This window comes from Achromobacter ruhlandii (genome assembly GCF_902859695.1).
GTDB classification, from domain to species: Bacteria; Pseudomonadota; Gammaproteobacteria; order Burkholderiales; family Burkholderiaceae_B; genus Achromobacter; species Achromobacter ruhlandii.
Map to the genome: position 1 here is coordinate 276349 of NZ_CADIJL010000003.1, position 16387 is coordinate 292735.

At 67.1% G+C, this 16387-nt stretch carries 16 protein-coding genes; 5 read left to right on the forward strand and 11 right to left on the reverse strand.

Annotated elements, in window-relative coordinates; genetic code table 11:
- Window positions 1-106 precede the first annotated feature (106 nt).
- Window positions 107-1495 carry a glycosyltransferase gene (locus HV742_RS05650; protein WP_437340584.1) on the forward strand — a complete coding sequence of 463 codons (1389 nt, stop codon included), beginning with the start codon at window positions 107-109 and terminating at the stop codon, window positions 1493-1495.
- A gap of 30 nt (window positions 1496-1525) precedes the next feature.
- On the opposite strand, the gene HV742_RS05655 is transcribed toward HV742_RS05650, so the two are convergent.
- From HV742_RS05655 to HV742_RS05670, 4 genes are all read right to left on the reverse strand, one after another.
- Window positions 1526-1990 carry an HIT family protein gene (locus tag HV742_RS05655; protein WP_049076988.1) on the reverse strand — a complete coding sequence of 155 codons (465 nt, stop codon included), beginning with the start codon at window positions 1988-1990 and terminating at the stop codon, window positions 1526-1528.
- Entirely contained in the window at window positions 1987-2436 is a 450-nt protein-coding gene (locus HV742_RS05660; protein ID WP_054419825.1) for a GNAT family N-acetyltransferase, read from the reverse strand. Before HV742_RS05660 ends, HV742_RS05655 begins: the two co-directional genes overlap by 4 nt.
- Window positions 2437-2456: 20 nt before the next feature.
- Entirely contained in the window at window positions 2457-3923 is a 1467-nt protein-coding gene (gene pap / locus HV742_RS05665) for a polyphosphate:AMP phosphotransferase (RefSeq protein WP_049076982.1), read from the reverse strand.
- 101 nt (window positions 3924-4024) lie between these two features.
- Window positions 4025-4888 carry an MBL fold metallo-hydrolase gene (locus tag HV742_RS05670; protein ID WP_175144662.1) on the reverse strand — a complete coding sequence of 288 codons (864 nt, stop codon included), beginning with the start codon at window positions 4886-4888 and terminating at the stop codon, window positions 4025-4027.
- A 126-nt stretch (window positions 4889-5014) separates the two neighbouring features.
- Here HV742_RS05670 and HV742_RS05675 point away from each other — a divergent pair, with 126 nt between their 5' ends.
- From HV742_RS05675 to HV742_RS05690, 4 genes are read left to right on the forward strand one after another with little or no spacing between them, the layout of a single operon-like run.
- Window positions 5015-5353 carry an ArsR/SmtB family transcription factor gene (locus HV742_RS05675; RefSeq protein ID WP_054505676.1) on the forward strand — a complete coding sequence of 113 codons (339 nt, stop codon included), beginning with the start codon at window positions 5015-5017 and terminating at the stop codon, window positions 5351-5353.
- The gene (locus HV742_RS05680) at window positions 5347-5778 is read left to right on the forward strand and encodes a YeeE/YedE family protein (RefSeq protein ID WP_059273123.1); all 432 of its coding nucleotides are present in this window, start codon (window positions 5347-5349) and stop codon (window positions 5776-5778) included. The genes HV742_RS05675 and HV742_RS05680 overlap by 7 nt, the downstream gene beginning before the upstream one ends.
- A gap of 1 nt (window position 5779) precedes the next feature.
- A complete protein-coding gene (locus HV742_RS05685; protein WP_049076974.1) occupies window positions 5780-6217 on the forward strand; it encodes a YeeE/YedE family protein in 438 nt (145 codons plus the stop codon).
- Window positions 6218-6230: 13 nt separating this feature from the next.
- Window positions 6231-7469 carry an NAD(P)/FAD-dependent oxidoreductase gene (locus tag HV742_RS05690; protein WP_175144663.1) on the forward strand — a complete coding sequence of 413 codons (1239 nt, stop codon included), beginning with the start codon at window positions 6231-6233 and terminating at the stop codon, window positions 7467-7469.
- Between the two features lie 77 nt (window positions 7470-7546).
- Here the strand turns inward: HV742_RS05690 and HV742_RS05695 are convergent, their stop codons facing one another.
- The 7 genes from HV742_RS05695 to HV742_RS05725 all read right to left on the reverse strand — a co-directional run bounded on the left by HV742_RS05695 (window position 7547) and on the right by HV742_RS05725 (window position 16272).
- Window positions 7547-8815, reverse strand: a complete 1269-nt coding sequence (locus HV742_RS05695; RefSeq protein ID WP_049076969.1) for a phenylacetate--CoA ligase family protein — start codon at window positions 8813-8815, stop codon at window positions 7547-7549.
- Window positions 8816-8897: 82 nt separating this feature from the next.
- Window positions 8898-9740: an ABC transporter ATP-binding protein gene (locus HV742_RS05700; RefSeq protein ID WP_049076966.1), complete on the reverse strand. Its 843-nt coding sequence runs from the start codon at window positions 9738-9740 to the stop codon at window positions 8898-8900.
- Window positions 9741-9798: 58 nt separating this feature from the next.
- Window positions 9799-11139, reverse strand: a complete 1341-nt coding sequence (locus HV742_RS05705) for an ABC transporter substrate-binding protein (protein WP_080977525.1) — start codon at window positions 11137-11139, stop codon at window positions 9799-9801.
- A gap of 226 nt (window positions 11140-11365) precedes the next feature.
- Window positions 11366-12430 (reverse strand): branched-chain amino acid ABC transporter permease, encoded by a 1065-nt coding sequence (locus HV742_RS05710; protein WP_049076964.1) that lies wholly within the window; start codon window positions 12428-12430, stop codon window positions 11366-11368.
- Between the two features lie 23 nt (window positions 12431-12453).
- Window positions 12454-13383, reverse strand: coding sequence for a branched-chain amino acid ABC transporter permease (locus HV742_RS05715; RefSeq protein ID WP_049078187.1), 930 nt, complete (start codon window positions 13381-13383; stop codon window positions 12454-12456).
- Window positions 13384-13393: 10 nt separating this feature from the next.
- Window positions 13394-14290, reverse strand: a complete 897-nt coding sequence (locus tag HV742_RS05720; RefSeq protein WP_175144664.1) for an ABC transporter ATP-binding protein — start codon at window positions 14288-14290, stop codon at window positions 13394-13396.
- 5 nt (window positions 14291-14295) lie between these two features.
- Window positions 14296-16272 (reverse strand): AMP-dependent synthetase/ligase, encoded by a 1977-nt coding sequence (locus HV742_RS05725; RefSeq protein WP_175144665.1) that lies wholly within the window; start codon window positions 16270-16272, stop codon window positions 14296-14298.
- Window positions 16273-16387 lie beyond the last annotated feature (115 nt).

Genomic DNA, 16387 nt, shown 5'->3' on the forward strand with positions numbered 1-16387 from the left:
GTCGTTCCGAATGCCAGGAGATCACGCTTTGTCGCCGCTTTACGTCTTGATGTACCACCCGAAAGCGGACGGCTCCGGCCGGATGGTGGAGGTGCGGCCAGAGCCCATGGTAGCGCCGGACCCCGCCTATCGGGTGGCCTATCTACAGGCCAGCGCCCGGGTGATGGATTGGGTCGCACAGGGGGCGCGGTTCGACCTGTCCACCGCGGGCGCCATCCGCGTCTGGCAAGGCACCCGGTTGGTTGCCGCCGAAGCCCCAAGCGATGGGGCCCCAGGGCTTGCGCCCGATGATTGCGCCTATCTTGGCGCCTATCTGATCTGGCAGGGCTGCGGCTGGAACCAGGAGATGGCCGGGCCGGCGGCCCTGCCCGACGACGGTCCGCCCCGGTTGCGCATCCTGCACACGGAGGCGGCCACCTCGTTCGGCGGCCAGGAATACTGCATCTACAAGGAAATGGTCGCCATGCGCGAGCGCGGCCACCATCTCGAAGCCGTGTGCCAGCCGCGCTCGGAACTGGCGGTGCGCCTGCAGCAGGCCGGCTTTATCGTGCACATGCTGCCGATGGACGGCGTGGCCAATTTCTGGCGCACCATCGCCCGGATCCACCGGCAATTGCGCCGGACTCCCTTTGACGTCATCCATACCCACAGCCGGCGCGATACGGTGCTGGGGGCCATCGCCGGCCGCCTGGCCCGCACGCCGTTGATCGTGCGCACCCGCCACCTGGCCAAGCCGATCCACTCGCTCTATGCCTACACCTGGCTGGCGCACGGCGTGATCGCCGTCAGCGATTTCGTGCGCCGCCAGCTGCTCGATGGCGGCGCGTCGCCGGACAAGGTCGCCATGGTCCATTCCCCGGTCGAGTCGCTGAGCGCGGATGGCGGCGGCCGTGTCCGGCGCGAGCTTGGCCTGTCGGCCGACACGCCCGTCATCGGCTGCGTCGCGGCGATGAGGGCCGACAAGGGCCACCATGACCTGCTGGACGCCTTCCGCCGCGTCGTCATCCGGCATCCGCGGGCGCGGTTGGTGCTGGCGGGCGATGGCGAACCGTTGTTGTCATTGCTGCGCGAGCGCGCCGAGGCGCTCGGCCTGGCCGGCCACGTCCATTTCCTGGGCCGGCGGGAAGACATCGGCGACGTCATGAGTGCATTCGACATCTTCGCGCTGCCGACGCGTCGCGAAGCCCTGGGCACGGTGTTCATCGAGGCCGCCGGACTTGGCGTGCCGGTGATCGGCGGCGACGTGGATGGCGTGCCGGAAACCATGCTGCCCGGTGTGTCGGGCCTGCTGGTGCCGCCGGGCGACGTGCCGGCGCTGGCGCGGGCGCTGGACGAATTGCTGGACGATCCGGCGCGTCGGCGCGCCATGGGCCGGATGGGCCGCGCCTATGTCGAGGGAGGGCGATTTTCGCCGGCCGTCACCGCCACCCAGGTGGAGTACGTCTATTTGCGCTGGCTGGCCGCCCGCGGCTGGCGGGCCGGCGGCCGGCGGTGAAATCGGGCCGGCGCGTTCCGTGCCGCTGCCTCAGTGCCACAGCAGTGCGTTCATGGCCTCGACCAGCCGGTCGCGGTAGCGTGGCAACAAGGCGCGAACGCGTGCCTGGCGCGCGTGCCAGTCGGCGGATTCGGCACCCGCGGCGACACGCGGGGCCGCCCAGATCGGGTCGGGGAAGTGGCGGTCGCCGCGCCAGCGCGGGATGACGTGCCAATGCAGATGCGGCACCATGTTGCCCAGCGACGCCAGATTGATCTTGTCGGGCGCCAGGATGGACTGCTGCGCTTCCTCGACCACGTACACGGCCCGCATCAGCAGGTCGCGGCCATGGGTCGACAGGCTGGTCATCTCGGCCAGGTGGCCGTTCCAGACCACGCGGGTGAAGCCCGGATAGTCGGGGTCGTCGACCTCGATCAGGCGCAGGTGCGGACCGCGCCACAGCAACGTGCCGCCGTCGGTCTGGCACAGCGGACAGTCCGGATCGCGCGCGCTCACGGCAGCACCTTGCGATACTGGATGAAGCCGGACCGGTCGGCGATGCGGTCATACAGCTGCATGGCGGTGGCGTTGGTCTCGTGGGTCAGCCAGTACACGCGGGCGCAGTTGGCGGCGGCGGCCTGGGCGTAGACGTGCTCGATCAGCTTGCGGCCGGCGCCGGTGCCGCGGGTGGCGGGATCCACATACAGGTCTTGCAGGTAGCAGTAATCGCCCGCCGTCCAGGTCGAGCGGTGGAAGATCCAGTGCACCATGCCGACCGCCTTGCCGCTGTCGTAGGCCAATGCCGCGTGCATCGGCTCGGCGGGATCCAGGAAGCGGGCCCAGGTGTTGCGGGTGACGGCATCGGCGATGTCGACGCGATAGAAGTCCTGGTAGCCTTTCCACAGCGGCAGCCAGACGTCAAAATCGGTGGCGACGGCGGGGCGGATTTCGGCGGAGCTCATGGCGCGGGGCCTCCTGCGGATCAAAGTTGGTTTTCGAGGGTTTCGACGATGTGCCGCAGCACTTGCAGGCGAGCGTAGCGCTTGTCGTTGGCCGACACCAGGTGCCACGGCGCGTGCTTGACGTCGGTACGCGCCAGCATTTCATTGGTGGCGGCGGCGTATTCCTTCCATTTGTCGCGATTGCGCCAGTCGTCGGGGGTGATCTTGAAGTTCTTGAACGGCGATTTCTCGCGGTCCTTGAAGCGTTCGAGCTGCACGTCGGCGGTGATCGCCAGCCAGAACTTCATCACCAGCGCGCCGCTGCCCGCCAGTTGTGCCTCGAAGTCGTTGATTTCGGCATAGGCGCGGCGCCACTGCGCGGGCGGGGTGAGCTTTTCGACCCGTTCGACCAGCACCCGGCCATACCAGGAGCGGTCGAAGATCGCGATGCGGCCGCGGCGCGGCACATGGCGCCAGAAGCGCCACAGGTACGGGCGCGACAGTTCATAGCTGTTGGGCGCGGCCACCGGCGTGATGTCGAACTGGCGCGCGTCCAGCGCGTGGGTGATGCGGCGGATGGCGCCGCCCTTGCCGGCGGCGTCCTGGCCCTCGAACACCAACACCAGCGAGCGTTCCTGGAACTTCTTCGAGCGCGCCGCGCGCGCCAGCCGGCCTTGCAACAAGCCAAGCTCGGACTCGTAGTCCTCGCGGTCGAGCTTGGCGTCATAGTCCAATTGACCTAACCGGTCGAGGATGCGGGCCGGGCCGGTGTGGGCCACGAACGTCGGCGGGATGCGCGGCACGCTCTGCTGGCGCATGGCGGCCAGGACCGCTTCGGCGGTGCGCGCGGCGCGCATGTTTTCATCGGCGCTGGGAATCACCACCCAGGGCGCATGGCCGCTGTCGGTATGGTTGATGACGACCTGGCCGCTGTTGCGGATGCGGTCATACTTCTTGTACACCTTGAGGTCGACCGGGCTGACCTGCCAGGAGGTCTCGGGACTGGCCAGCAGGCGCTTGGCGCGCGCCCGCTGGGCGTCGGACGACAGGTGGAACCAGAGCTTGAGGATCTGCACGCCCTCGGCCGCCAGCATGGCCTCGAAGCGCCGGATGGCCACCGACTGCGCCTCGATGCTGTCCTGGTTGGGCTTCTTGCGCGCGGCTTCGCGGATCAGCGGCGTGTACCAGGAACCGAAAACGATGCCGGTGCTGCCCTTGGGCGGCAGGTCTTTCCAGTAGCGCCACATCGGCGGACGCTCCAGTTCGCCGCCTTCCGGCGGGCCGTAGGCCAGCGTCCTGATGTGGCGCGGGTCCATCCACTCGTTGAGCAGGTTGACCGTGGCGCCCTTGCCGGCGCCGTCGATGCCGGCCACCACCACCAGCAGGGATTTCTCCGCCTTCTGCAAACGCTGGTATTGCGCATTCAGCAGCGCGACGCGCAGCTTGGCTTCCAGCGGCTTGAAGGCTTCCTTGGACAGGACGGGGTCGGCTTCGGCTTCGGCGAACATGAGGGGATTCCGTTTGATCGGCAATCTTGTGACCGGCCGATCTTGCGGGATATCCCGGCGGCGCGCAAGTGCGCCGCCCGGCAAGCCGCGGCGCGCGCCCGCTACAGGGCGTCGACGGGAATCTTGAGGTAGCGCACGCCGTTGTCTTCCGCCGGCGGGAAATGGCCCGCGCGGATATTCACCTGGATGGCGGGCAGGATCAGCGTGGGCATGGACAGGGTGGCGTCGCGCTGCGTGCGCATGGTGACGAAGTCGTCTTCGCCGATGCCGTCGCGCACGTGGATGTTGGCGCGGCGCTGCTCGGCCACGGTGGTCTGCCACGCGGCTTCTCGGCCGGCGGGCGGATAGTCGTGGCACATGTAAAGGCGGGTGTCGTCCGGCAGGCTCAGCAGCTGACGGATGGAGCGGTACAACTGGTGGGCGTCGCCGCCGGGAAAGTCGCAGCGCGCGGTGCCGACGTCGGGCATGAACAGGGTGTCGCCGACGAAGACGGCGTCGCCGATGCGGTAGGCCATGTCGGCCGGCGTATGGCCGGGCACGTGCATGGCGCTCGCGGTGAGGGCGCCGATCTGGAAGGTTTCGCCATCGGCGAAGAGGCGGCCGAATTGCGAACCGTCGAGCTGGAATTGGGGTTCGAGGTTGAAGATCTTCTTGAATACGCCCTGCACGGTGCGGATGCTCTGCCCGATGGCGATGACGCCGCCCAACTGGCGCTGAAGATAGGGCGCGGCCGACAGGTGGTCGGCGTGCGCGTGGGTTTCCAGCAGCCAGTCGGTGCGTAGTCCGTGTTCGCGCACATAGGCGGCGACCCGGTCGGCGCTGGCGGTGCTGGTGCGGCCGGATTTGGGGTCGTAGTCCAGCACCGAATCGATGATGGCACAGGCGCCGCCCGCCACGGGCTCGTGGACCACGTAGGTAACGGTGGCGGTGACCGGGTCGAAGAAGGCCTGGATATGCGGGTTCATGAGAGGGGGCGCCGGGAGCAAAGGAGGAGGGTGCGCAGAACAATATATATTTTTCAATAATATTGTTGGATAGTTTATCCGTCAATATAATGATCAAACTCTTTTCCGCCGATTGATCCCCATCAAATGCTGACTGCCCTGAACGATTGCGAAGTCGCCGCGCTGCGCGAATCCGCCTCCCAGGCCTGCGCGCTGCTCAAGGCGCTGGCTAATGAAGACCGGCTGCTGCTGCTGTGCCAACTGGTGCAGGGCGAGCGCAACGTCGGTGAACTGGAATCCCTGACCGGCATCCGCCAGCCGACGCTGTCGCAGCAACTGGGCGTGCTGCGCGACGAGGGCCTGGTGAGCACGCGGCGCCAGGGCAAGTACGTGTACTACCAACTGGCCAGCTTCGAGGTCAACCAGGTCATGAAGACACTGTCGAGCCTGTATTGCGGTCGGACCATGGCGGCGCTCGCATCATGATCGACCTGTCCGCCTTTACCCCCGCAAGCGCGCTCGCCGGCGGCGCGGTCATTGGCGTGGCCGCCGTCCTCATGATGCTGGGCGCGGGCCGCATCGCCGGCATCAGCGGCATCCTCGGCGGGCTGTTGCCGCCTGATCGAAATGCCGGCTGGCGCCTGGCGTTCCTGCTGGGGTTGTGCCTGTCGCCCTGGCTGTATCGGCTGGGCAGCGCGCTGCCGCCGATCGTGGTGGAAGCGGGCAATGCAAGGCTGATCGCGGCCGGCCTGCTGGTTGGCATCGGCACGCGTTACGCGTCGGGGTGCACCAGCGGCCACGGCGTCTGCGGGCTGGCGCGCGGCTCGCGCCGTTCCCTGGCGGCGACGGCGCTTTTCATGGCGGCGGGGTTCGCCACCGTGTATGTCGCGCGGCACCTGATGGGAGGCTGACATGGTGGCCTTGTTCGCGTTTCTCTCGGGATTGGTGTTCGGTCTGGGACTGCTTGTTTCCGGCATGGCCAACCCCGCCAAGGTGCTGGGCTTCCTGGACCTGGCGGGAAGCTGGGATCCTTCGCTGGCGTTGGTGATGGGCGGTGCGCTGGCCGTGACGGCAGCGGGCTTTGCCTGGTTGCGCCGTCGCCGTGCCAGCCTGTCCGGCGAGCCGCTGCATTGGCCCACGGCCACGCGCATCGATCCGCGGCTGGCGTTGGGCAGCCTGGCGTTCGGCGCGGGCTGGGGGCTGGCGGGTTTCTGCCCCGGCCCGGCGCTGGTGGCGGCTGCGGCCGGCGTGCGGGAAGCCCTGATCTTCGTGGCGGCCATGGTGGCCGGCATGGCGCTGTACTCGGCAATTCAATACATGACGAACCGGCCACCCCGGACCGGTCGATAGCAGGGAGACAAGCATGCAGACGGCAGCACAGGCGCGGCGCGATTTCGACGTGGTGGTGGTCGGGGGCGGTTCGGCGGGCATCGGCGTGACCGCCAGCCTGCTGCGCCGCCGTCCGGACCTGCGCATCGCGGTCATCGAGCCCAGCGACAAGCACTACTACCAGCCAGCCTGGACGCTGGTGGGCGGGGGCGCCTTCGACGTCGCCAAGACCGTGCGGCCGACGCGGTCGGTGATGCCGGGCCGCGCCACCTGGCTGCAGGCCGCGGCGGCGGGTTTCGAGCCCGAGGCCAATCAGGTCCGGCTGGCGGATGGCAGCGCGGTCAGCTACCAGCAATTGATCGTGTGTCCGGGACTGCGCCTGGCCTGGGACAAGGTCGAGGGCCTGTCGGAAACGCTGGGCCGCAATGGCGTCAGTTCCAACTACCGCTTCGACCTGGCGCCTTACACCTGGGAGCTGGTGCGCGGCCTGAAAGGCGGCAAGGCGCTGTTCACGCAGCCGGCCATGCCGATCAAGTGCGCCGGCGCGCCGCAGAAGGCCATGTACCTGGCGTGCGACCACTGGCGCCGCAGCGGCGTGCTGGATCGCGTCGAGGTCGAATTCGACCTGGCCGGCGCGGTGCTGTTCGGCGTGCCGACCTTCGTGCCGCCGTTGATGCGCTATGTGGAAAGCTACGGCATTTCGCTGGCGTTCAATTCGGCGCTGGTGGCGGTGGACGGCCCGGCGCGCAAGGCGTGGTTCGACGTCAAGGACGCCGAGGGGGCGGTGACCCGTGTAGAGAAGTCATTCGACATGCTGCACGCGGTGCCGCCGCAGGTGCCGCACGATTTCCTGCGCCAGAGCGCGCTGGCCGATGCGGCCGGCTGGTGCGAGGTCGATCCGGCCACGCTGCGCCACGTGCGCTACGACAACATCTTCGGGCTGGGCGATGGCATCAGCACCACCAACGCCAAGACCGCGGCGGCGGCGCGCAAGCAGATCGTCACGGTGGCCGAGAACCTGCTGGCGGTGCGCGAAGGGCATGCGCTGCCGGTCACGTACGATGGCTACGGCTCGTGCCCGCTGACGGTCGAGCGCGGCCGCATCGTGCTGGCCGAGTTCGGCTATGGCGGCAAGCTGCTGCCCACCTTCCCGCTGGACCCGACCGTGCCGCGCAAGAGCGCCTGGTTCCTGAAGGCGACGATGCTCCCGTGGATCTACTGGAACGGCATGCTCAAGGGCCGCGAATGGCTGGCCCGTCCGTTGGGCAATTGAGCCTGCCGTCGCCGGCGGCGCTGCCGCGCCCGGGCTTTGCCGGTCCCGGGCGCGCGCCTTTCTTCTTCTTATCCTTGTTATTCGTAGGTGCGGATGTCGTCGATGACCTTGCCGTCGTTCGGCAGGGAGCCGGCCTCGGCCCATTCGACGTCGCTGCGCAGCTTGGTCACGTCACGCACCGATTCGGCGATGCGGGCGCCCAGGTCTTCGCCGCGCACGCGTGATTCCACGCGCAGCACCATTTTGTCCGACCCGGTGGTGCCGCTGATCACCAGGCGTGCCCGCAGGATTTCCGGGTGGCGGCGCACCACGTCGGCCACCTGCGAGGGATGCACGAACATGCCGCGCACCTTGGTGGTCTGGTCGGCGCGTCCCATCCAGCCCTTGATGCGGGTGTTGGTGCGGCCGCAGGGCGAGATGCCCGGCATCACCGCCGACAGGTCGCCGGTGCCGAAGCGCACCAGCGGGTAGTCGGGGTTCAGCGTGGTGACCACGACTTCGCCCACTTCGCCATCGGGCACCGGTTCGCCGGTGCCGGGGCGCACGATTTCGACGATGATGTCCTCGCCCAGCACCAGACCCTGGCGCGCCGGCGTCTCGAACGCGATCATGCCGAGGTCGGCGCTGCCGTAGGCCTGGTAGCCCTCGATGCCGCGCGCGGCCAGCCAGTCGCGCAGCGACGGCGGGAAGGCCTCGCCGGACACCAGCGCGCGGCGCAGCGAATCCAGCTTCACGCCGAGTTCGTCGGCCTTTTCCAGGATGATCTTCAGGAAGCTGGGCGTGCCGGTGTAGCCGCTGGGCGCCAGGTCCTGGATCGCGCGCACCTGCTGTTCGGTCTGGCCGGTGCCGCCGGGGAACACGGTGCAGCCGACGGCGTGCGCGGCGGTCTCCATCATCGAGCCGGCCGGCGTGAAGTGATAGGAGAAGCAGTTGTAGGCCAGTTCGCCGGCGCGAAAGCCCGCGGCGTACAGCGCGCGGGCAAAGCGCCAGTAGTCGGCGCGCGCGCTTTCAGGTTCGTAGATCGGGCCGGGCGAGGCGAACACGCGCATGGCTTCGCCCCAGCCGATGGCCGAGAAGCCGCCGAAGGCCTTTTGCGGTCCGGCCGGTTGCGCCGCCTGTTCGCGGCTGTGCTGCTGGCGTTCCAGCAGCTCGTGCTTGCGCAGCACCGGCAGGCGCGCCAGCGCGGCGCGCGAGGTGACGGTGGCGGGGTCGATGCCGCGCAGTTGCTCGGCAATGGCCGGCGCGCGGGCGATGGCGCGGGCGATGGCGTCGGGCAGGGCCGCCATCAGGTCGCGCTCGCGTTGCTCGGGCGCTCGGGTTTCCAGGACATCGAAAAACTCGGACATGGGATCGCACCCTCTCGTGTGCCGTACTGCGGTGTCGTTGCCGGCGGCGAGCCGGACCGCGCCGGCGTCGCCGCTCCAGGGATCAGGCCAGCCAGCGTTTGCGGCGGCGGTAGAACTTGTTGTCGCGGAAACTCTTGCGTTCGCCGCTGGAAATGCCCAGGTAGAACTCTTTCACGTCCTCGTTCTGGGCCAGGTCCTGCGCGGCGCCGTCCATCATCACGCGGCCGTTCTCCAGGATGTAGCCGTAGTCGGCATAGCGCAGCGCGATGTTGGTGTTCTGCTCGGCCAGCAGGAAGCTGACGCGCTCGCGCTGGTTCAGGTCGCGCACGATCTCGAAGATTTCCTCGACGATCTGTGGCGCCAGTCCCATGGACGGCTCGTCCAGCAGGATCATGTTGGGGTTGGCCATCAGCGCGCGGCCGATGGCGGTCATCTGTTGTTCGCCGCCCGAGGTGTAGCCGGCCTGGCTGGCGCGGCGCTGCTTCAGGCGCGGGAAATACTGATAGACGCGCTCCAGCGCCGCGCTGGTGTCGCCGCGGCTGAGGTCGCGGGTGTAGGCGCCCGTCAGCAGGTTCTCTTCGATGGTGAGGTGGGCGAAGCAATGACGGCCCTCCATCACCTGCACCACGCCGCGCTTGACCAGTTCGGCCGGCGACAGCTTTTCGATGCGCTGGTCGCGGTACTGGATGTGGCCCTTGGTGACGTCGCCGCGCTCGCCCTTGAGCAGATTCGAGATGGCGCGCAACGTGGTGGTCTTGCCGGCGCCGTTGGCGCCCAGCAGGGCCACGATCCGGCCTTCCGGCACCTGCAGGGACACGCCCTTGAGCACCAGGATGACGTGGTTGTAGATCACCTCGATGCCGTTCACATCGAGCAGCACCTTGGGGGTGTCGGCGGTAGTAGCGGTAGTCGTTGCTGCGGTCATGGCGGTTCCTGCGGCTTGGTGGCGGCCGACGCCGTGGGGCGCCGGCCGCCGGTTCACATCAGTTCTCGCAAGTGCGGGGCGTGATGTTCTTTTCCTTGGCGTACTTCGCCGCGGCTTCCTTCACCATCGGGTCCAACAGGGTCTTGTCGGCCTGGTACCAGTCCGAGACGACCTTGAACTTGGCGCCGTCCCACTGCACGATACGTGCCCAGTCGTCACCCTTGTGGTTGCTGCACGAGGTCTTGACCGGGCGCATGATCTGGCCGAAGCCCAGCTGGTTCAGGCGTTCCTGCGTCAGGTTCAGGTTCTCGAAGCCCCAGCGCACCTGGTCGGGCGTGAGCGCCTTGCCCTTGCCGAACTTTTCCTGCGCGGTACGGATCGCCTCGACCTGCAGCATCGAGATCATCATGCCGCGGGTGTGGGCGATGGTGCCGAGCGTGGTCTTGCCCGTCTTGTCCGAACCCTGGCCCTTGTCGTAGACGTACTTCTTCAGGTCGTCATAGACCTTGTCGTGGTCGGCGCCGCTGTTGTGGATGGTGATGGCGTTGTAGCCCTTGGCGACATCGCCCAGGTCCTTGACGTCGCCTTCCGAGCCGGCCCACCAGATCGCGTACATCTTGTCGCGCGGGTAGCCGCTGGCCTGCGCTTCGCGGATGGCGGTGGGCGTCATGATGCCGGCGCTCCACAGCAGCACATAGGCCGGGCGCGCCTGGCGGATCTGCAGCCAGGTGGACTTCTGTTCCACGCCGGGGGCGGTCACCGGATACAGCAGCAGCTCGAAGCCTTCCTTGGCGGCGCGCTTCTGCAGCAGCGGGATCGGCTCCTTGCCGTAGGGCGAGTCGTGGTAGACCAGGGCGATCTTCTTGCCCTTGAGCTTGTCCATGCCGCCTTCTTTCTTGGCGATGTCCTGGATCATCACGTCGGCGGCGGTCCAGTAGGTGCCGAGCAGCGGGAAGTTCCACTCGAACACGCTGCCGTCGACCGATTGCGACAGGCCGTAGCCCATCGTCTCGACCGGCACCTTGTCCACCATGGCCTTGTCGCTGACCGCGAAGGTGATGCCGGTCGATTGCGTGTCGAAGCCCGAGGCGCCGGTGCCCTTGCCCTTCAGGCGCTCGTAGCACTCGACGCCGCGATCGGTGGCGTAGGCGGTTTCGCATTCCTCGTAGGTGATCTTGACGCCGTTGACGCCGCCGTCGCGTTCGTTGACCAGCTTCAGGTAATCCAGCTTGCCATCGGCCCAGGGAATGCCCAGCGGCGCGAACGACCCGGTCCGGTACACCAGCAACGGAACGAACTGCTCTTCCGCCGCCATTGCCGGCGTGGCCACGGCGCCCACGGCGCCGGCTGCGGCCACCAAGGCTGCCGCCAACTTCAGGTTAAGACGCTTCATCTCCATTTACCTCCTGCGTGGTGTTTGGGTCATAAACCCTCGGACACCGGGGTTGGCCCGGTCTGGAGCCGGGTATTCAGGACGTCGGTCGTGGCGCGCATACCGCTACTACCGACGATGATCACAACGGGAGCCGCACCATCCGGGCCGCGGCGGATCCGGCTTTGCCGGTCCCCAGCGGCGCCCCCTTGAGGGGGAAGCGCCGCAGGCGCTTTCGGGGGTGGGCCCATCATTAGTGGGGGAAGGGCCAGATGCGAAGTTTTTCCTTGCCGATGCTCCACAACCGCGCCAGCCCGTGCGGCTCGGCGATCAGGAAGAACACGATCAGCGCGCCGAACACCATGTGCTCGACGTGCGCGGCGGTGTCCACCGACAGCGACAGGCCCAGCATGTGCGGCACGTTGGTCAGCGCCACCGGCACCAGCACGATGAAGGCCGCGCCAAAGAAGCTGCCGATGATGGAACCCAGTCCGCCGATGATGACCATGAACAGCAACTGGAACGAACGCGTCAGGTCGAAGGCCAGCGGCTCCCACGAGCCCAGGTGGATGTAGCCCCACAGCGCGCCGGCCACGCCGACGATGAACGAGCTGACGGCGAACGCGGTGAGCTTGGCGTACATCGGGCGGATGCCGATGACCGAGGCGGCCACGTCCATGTCGCGGATCGCCATCCACTGGCGGCCGATGGCGCCGCGCACCAGGTTCTTGGCCAGCAGGCTGAAGATCACCACCAGGATCAGCACGAACAGGTACTTTTCCAGCGCGCTCTGTACCGGCAGGCCGAAGGCGGTCAGCGGCGGCACCGAGACGTTGCCCGACGACGAATAGTTGGTGAAGAACGGGATGCGCAGGAACGCCCAGTCGACGAAGAACTGCGCCGCCAGCGTGGCCACGGCCAGGTACAGGCCGCGGATGCGCAGGCTGGGAATGCCGAAGATGACGCCGACGATGGTGGCGAAGCAGCCGCCCAGCAGGATCTGGACGATCAGCGGCATGCCGGGAAAGCGCACGCCGAAGTTCCAGGCGGCATACGCGCCCACCGCCATGAAGGCGCCCGTGCCCAGCGAGATCTGGCCGCAATAGCCCACCAGGATATTCAGGCCGACGGCGGCCAGCGACAGGATCAGGAACGGGATCAGGATGGCGCGCAGCAGGTAGTCGCTGGACAGCGCAGGGATGGCGATGAACGCCACCGCCAGCAGCAGCCAGATGAAGACGCGGTCCTGGCGGATCGGGAAGATCTGCTGGTCGGCGCGATAGCTGGTCTTGAATTGGCCGTTTTCGCGATAGAACATGTTTTTATCCTAGAAGGCCGTGGTCAGACGCGGTCGATGATCTTCTCGCCGAACAGCCCTTGCGGACGGAACAGCAGGAACACCAGCGCCAGCACATAGGCGAACCAGATTTCGATGCCGCCGCCCACCAGCGACCCCAGGTAGACCTCGGACAGCTTTTCGCCCACGCCGATGATCAGGCCGCCGAGAATGGCGCCCGGCACCGAGGTCAGGCCGCCCAGGATCACCACCGGCAGCGCCCGCAGCGCCGCGGTCGAGAGCGTGAACTGCACGCCAAACTTGGAACCCCAGATGATGCCGGCCACCAGCGCCACCAGGCCGGCCACGCTCCAGACGATGACCCAGATGCGGTTCAGCGGAATGCCGATGGACTGCGCCGCCTGGTGGTCGTCCGCCACGGCGCGCAGCGCGCGGCCGGTGGAGGTGAACTGGAAGAACAGCGCCAGCGCGGCCACCAGCAATGCGGCGATGACGGCGGCGGTCAGGTCTTCGAGGTTGATGAGCAGGCCGCCTTCGAACACCGAGTCCAGGATCATCAACGGATCCTTCGGCATGCCGACGTTGATGGAATAGACCGAGCTGCCGAAGGAGATCTGGCCCAGGCCGTCGAGGAAATAGCTGATGCCCAGGGTGGCCATGAGCAGGGTGGTGGCCTCCTGGTTGACCAGGTGGCGCAGCACGAAGCGCTCGATCGCCACGGCCAGCAGGAACATGAGGATGGCGCTGACGATGAACGCCAGCACGTTGGCCAGGATCATATTTTCGAAGCCGAACCAGCGCGGTATCCACTCCGAGAAGCGCGCCATCGACAGCGCCGCCACCAGCACCATGGCGCCCTGCGCGAAGTTGAACACGCCCGACGCCTTGAAGATCAACACGAAGCCCAGGCCGATCAGGGCGTACAGCATGCCGCTCATCAGGCCGCCGAATAAGGTTTCCAGAAAAAATCCCATCATTCGCCCCTTAAGTCCGTGCAGCCAGTGAGTTTTCTCCCTCCCCCTCGGAGGGAGGGTTAGGGGCGGGGGCTGTTGCCTGCGCTTCGGCGTCCTGGGTGACGCCGGCTTCGCCGCCGACGCCAAGGTACGCTCGGATGACGTCTTCGTTGGCGCGCACCTCATCGGGCTTGCCGTCGCCGATCTTCTTGCCGTAGTCCAGCACCACCACGCGGTCGGAGATGTCCATGACCACGCCCATGTCGTGCTCGATCAGCACGATGGTGGTGCCGAATTCGTCGTTCACGTCGAGGATGAAGCGGCTCATGTCCTGCTTCTCCTCGATGTTCATGCCGGCCATCGGCTCGTCCAGCAGCAGCAGGCGCGGCTCCATGGCCAGCGCGCGGCCCAGGTCGACGCGCTTTTGCAGGCCGTAGGGCAGGCGCCCCACGGGTGTCTTGCGATACGCCTGGATCTCGAGGAAGTCGATGATGTTCTCGACGAACTGGCGGTGCTCGATCTCTTCGCGCTCGGCGGCGCCCAGGCGGAAGGCCTGCGCCAGCAGCCCGCACTTCATGCGCAGGTTGCGGCCGGTCATGATGTTGTCCAGCACGCTCATGCCCTTGAACAGGGCCAGGTTCTGGAAGGTGCGCGCGATACCCATTTCGGCGGCGCGGCGCGGATTCATGCGCGAAAAGCGCTCGCCGCGGAAGGCGATGCCGCCCTGCTGCGGGGTGTAGACGCCGTTGATGACGTTCAGCATCGAGCTCTTGCCCGCGCCGTTGGGGCCGATGATGGCGCGGATCTCGTGCTCGCGCACATTGAAGGAAATGTCCGTCAGCGCCTTGACGCCGCCGAAGGACAGCGAGATGTTCTGCATGTCCAGCATCACGTCGCCGATGCGCTGGTCGCGGTCGTTGTTGCTCATGGTCTCTACGCGGCTCGGGCGGTGATGGCGGGGAACGTCTTGACCGGGCGGATCTTCAGGTCGGCGGCGATCTTGCCGGTGCGGCCGTCCTCGAACTTCACTTCGGTTTCGATGTACTGGGACGGCTTGCCTTCGAACAGGGCGTCGATCAGCACGCCGTACTTCTGCGCGATGAAGGCGCGCCGCACCTTGCGGGTGCGCGTCAGTTCGTCGTCATCCGGATCCAGTTCCTTGTGCAGGATCAGGAAGCGGCCGATCTGCGAGGCCGACAGCTTGGGATCGGTGGCCAGGTCGGCATTGACCTGCTCGACGCAATCGGCGATGAGCTGGTAGACCTCGTCCTTGCCCGCCAGGTCGGTATAGCCGGCGTAGGGCAGGCCGCGGCGCTCGGCCCAGTTGCCCACGGCTTCCAGGTCGATGTTGATGAAGGCGCACACGTCCTGGCGGCCGGCGCCGAACGCCACCGCCTCCTTGATGTGCGGGAAGAACTTGAGCTTGTTCTCCAGGTACTTGGGCGCGAACAGGCTGCCGTCGGCCAGCTTGCCGACGTCCTTGGCGCGGTCGATGATCTTGAGCTGGCCGTCGGTGTCCAGGTAGCCCGCGTCGCCCGTGTGGAACCAGCCGTCGGCGCTGCGCGCCTCCTGCGTGGCGTCCGGGTTGCGGTAGTACTCCTTGAACAGGCCGGGGCTCTTGACCAGGATTTCGCCGTTGTCGGCCACGCGGATCTCCACGCCGGCCACCGGCGGGCCGACGGTGTCGTCGCGCACCTGGCCGTCCGGCTGCACGCAGACGAACACCGAGGTTTCGGTGGAGCCGTAGAGCTGCTTGAGGTTGATGCCGATGGAGCGGTAGAACACGAACAGGTCGGGGCCGATGGCCTCGCCGGCCGTATAGGCCACGCGCACGCGGCTCATGCCCAGCGCATTGCGCAGCGGACCGTAGATCAGCACATTGCCCAGCGCGTAGCGCAGGCGGTCCCAGGCGTTGACCGGTTCGCCATCCAGGATGCGGGTGCCGACGCGGCGCGCCAGCTTCATGCAGGCATGGAACAGCTTGCGCTTGAGATAACCGGCGTCTTCCATGCGGATCATCACATGGGTCAGCAGGCCTTCCAGCACGCGCGGCGGCGCGAAGTAGTAGGTGGGGCCGATGTCGCGCATGTCGATCGACACGGTATCGGGCGACTCCGGATGGTTCACGGTGAAGCCCGTGACCAGTAGTTGCGTGTACGAGAACATGTTCTGCCCGATCCAGGCCGGCGGCAGGTAGGCCAGCACGTCCTCGCGGTCGGTCAGGTTTTCCATTTCGGATACGGCGCGGGCGCGGTCGATCAGCGCATGGTGCGTCAGCACCACGCCCTTGGGCTTGCCGGTGGTGCCGGAGGTATAGAACATCGCGGCCGCGTCGTGCGGCTGCACCGCGGCCACGGCGCGGGCGAAGAAGTCGGGATGCTGCGCGGCGTACTCGCGGCCAATCTCCTCGAGCCGGTCGTACGACAGCAGCATCGCATCGGTGTAGTGGCGCAGGCCGCGCGGATCGTCGTAGACCACGTGCTTGAGCGCGGGGCATTGCTCGCGCACTTCCAGCATCTTGTCGACCTGCTCCTGGTCCTCGACTACGGCAACGCTGATCTCGGCGTCCTGCAGCACGTAGACCATCTCCTGGGCCACGGCGTCCTGGTAGAGCGGAACGGGAATGGCGCCGAGCGATTGCGTGGCCATCATGGCCATGTACAGGCGCGGCCGGTTCTCGCCGATCACGGCCACGTGCATGCCGGGCTGGATGCCCAGCGATGCCAGCCCGTGGGCGACCTGGCGCACGTGCTCAGCCACTTGCGACCAGGTAAGGGTTTGCCAGATACCCAGGTCTTTCTCACGTATCGCGGGCCGCGACCCGCGTACGTCGGCATGCGCGAACAGCAGCGCCGGAAAAGTATCCAGCGCCGCCGGCATCGTTGCGGATGCGGGCGATAAATGTGCCACGTTGTCTCCTCCGGTTTGGGCACATCGCACCCGAGGCCGCTAACGCGGCGCGCGGGAGATCGCGCTTGACCAGTTGGTTTTAGATTTACGGCAGGAGTTAAGGTATAAGGTTGGG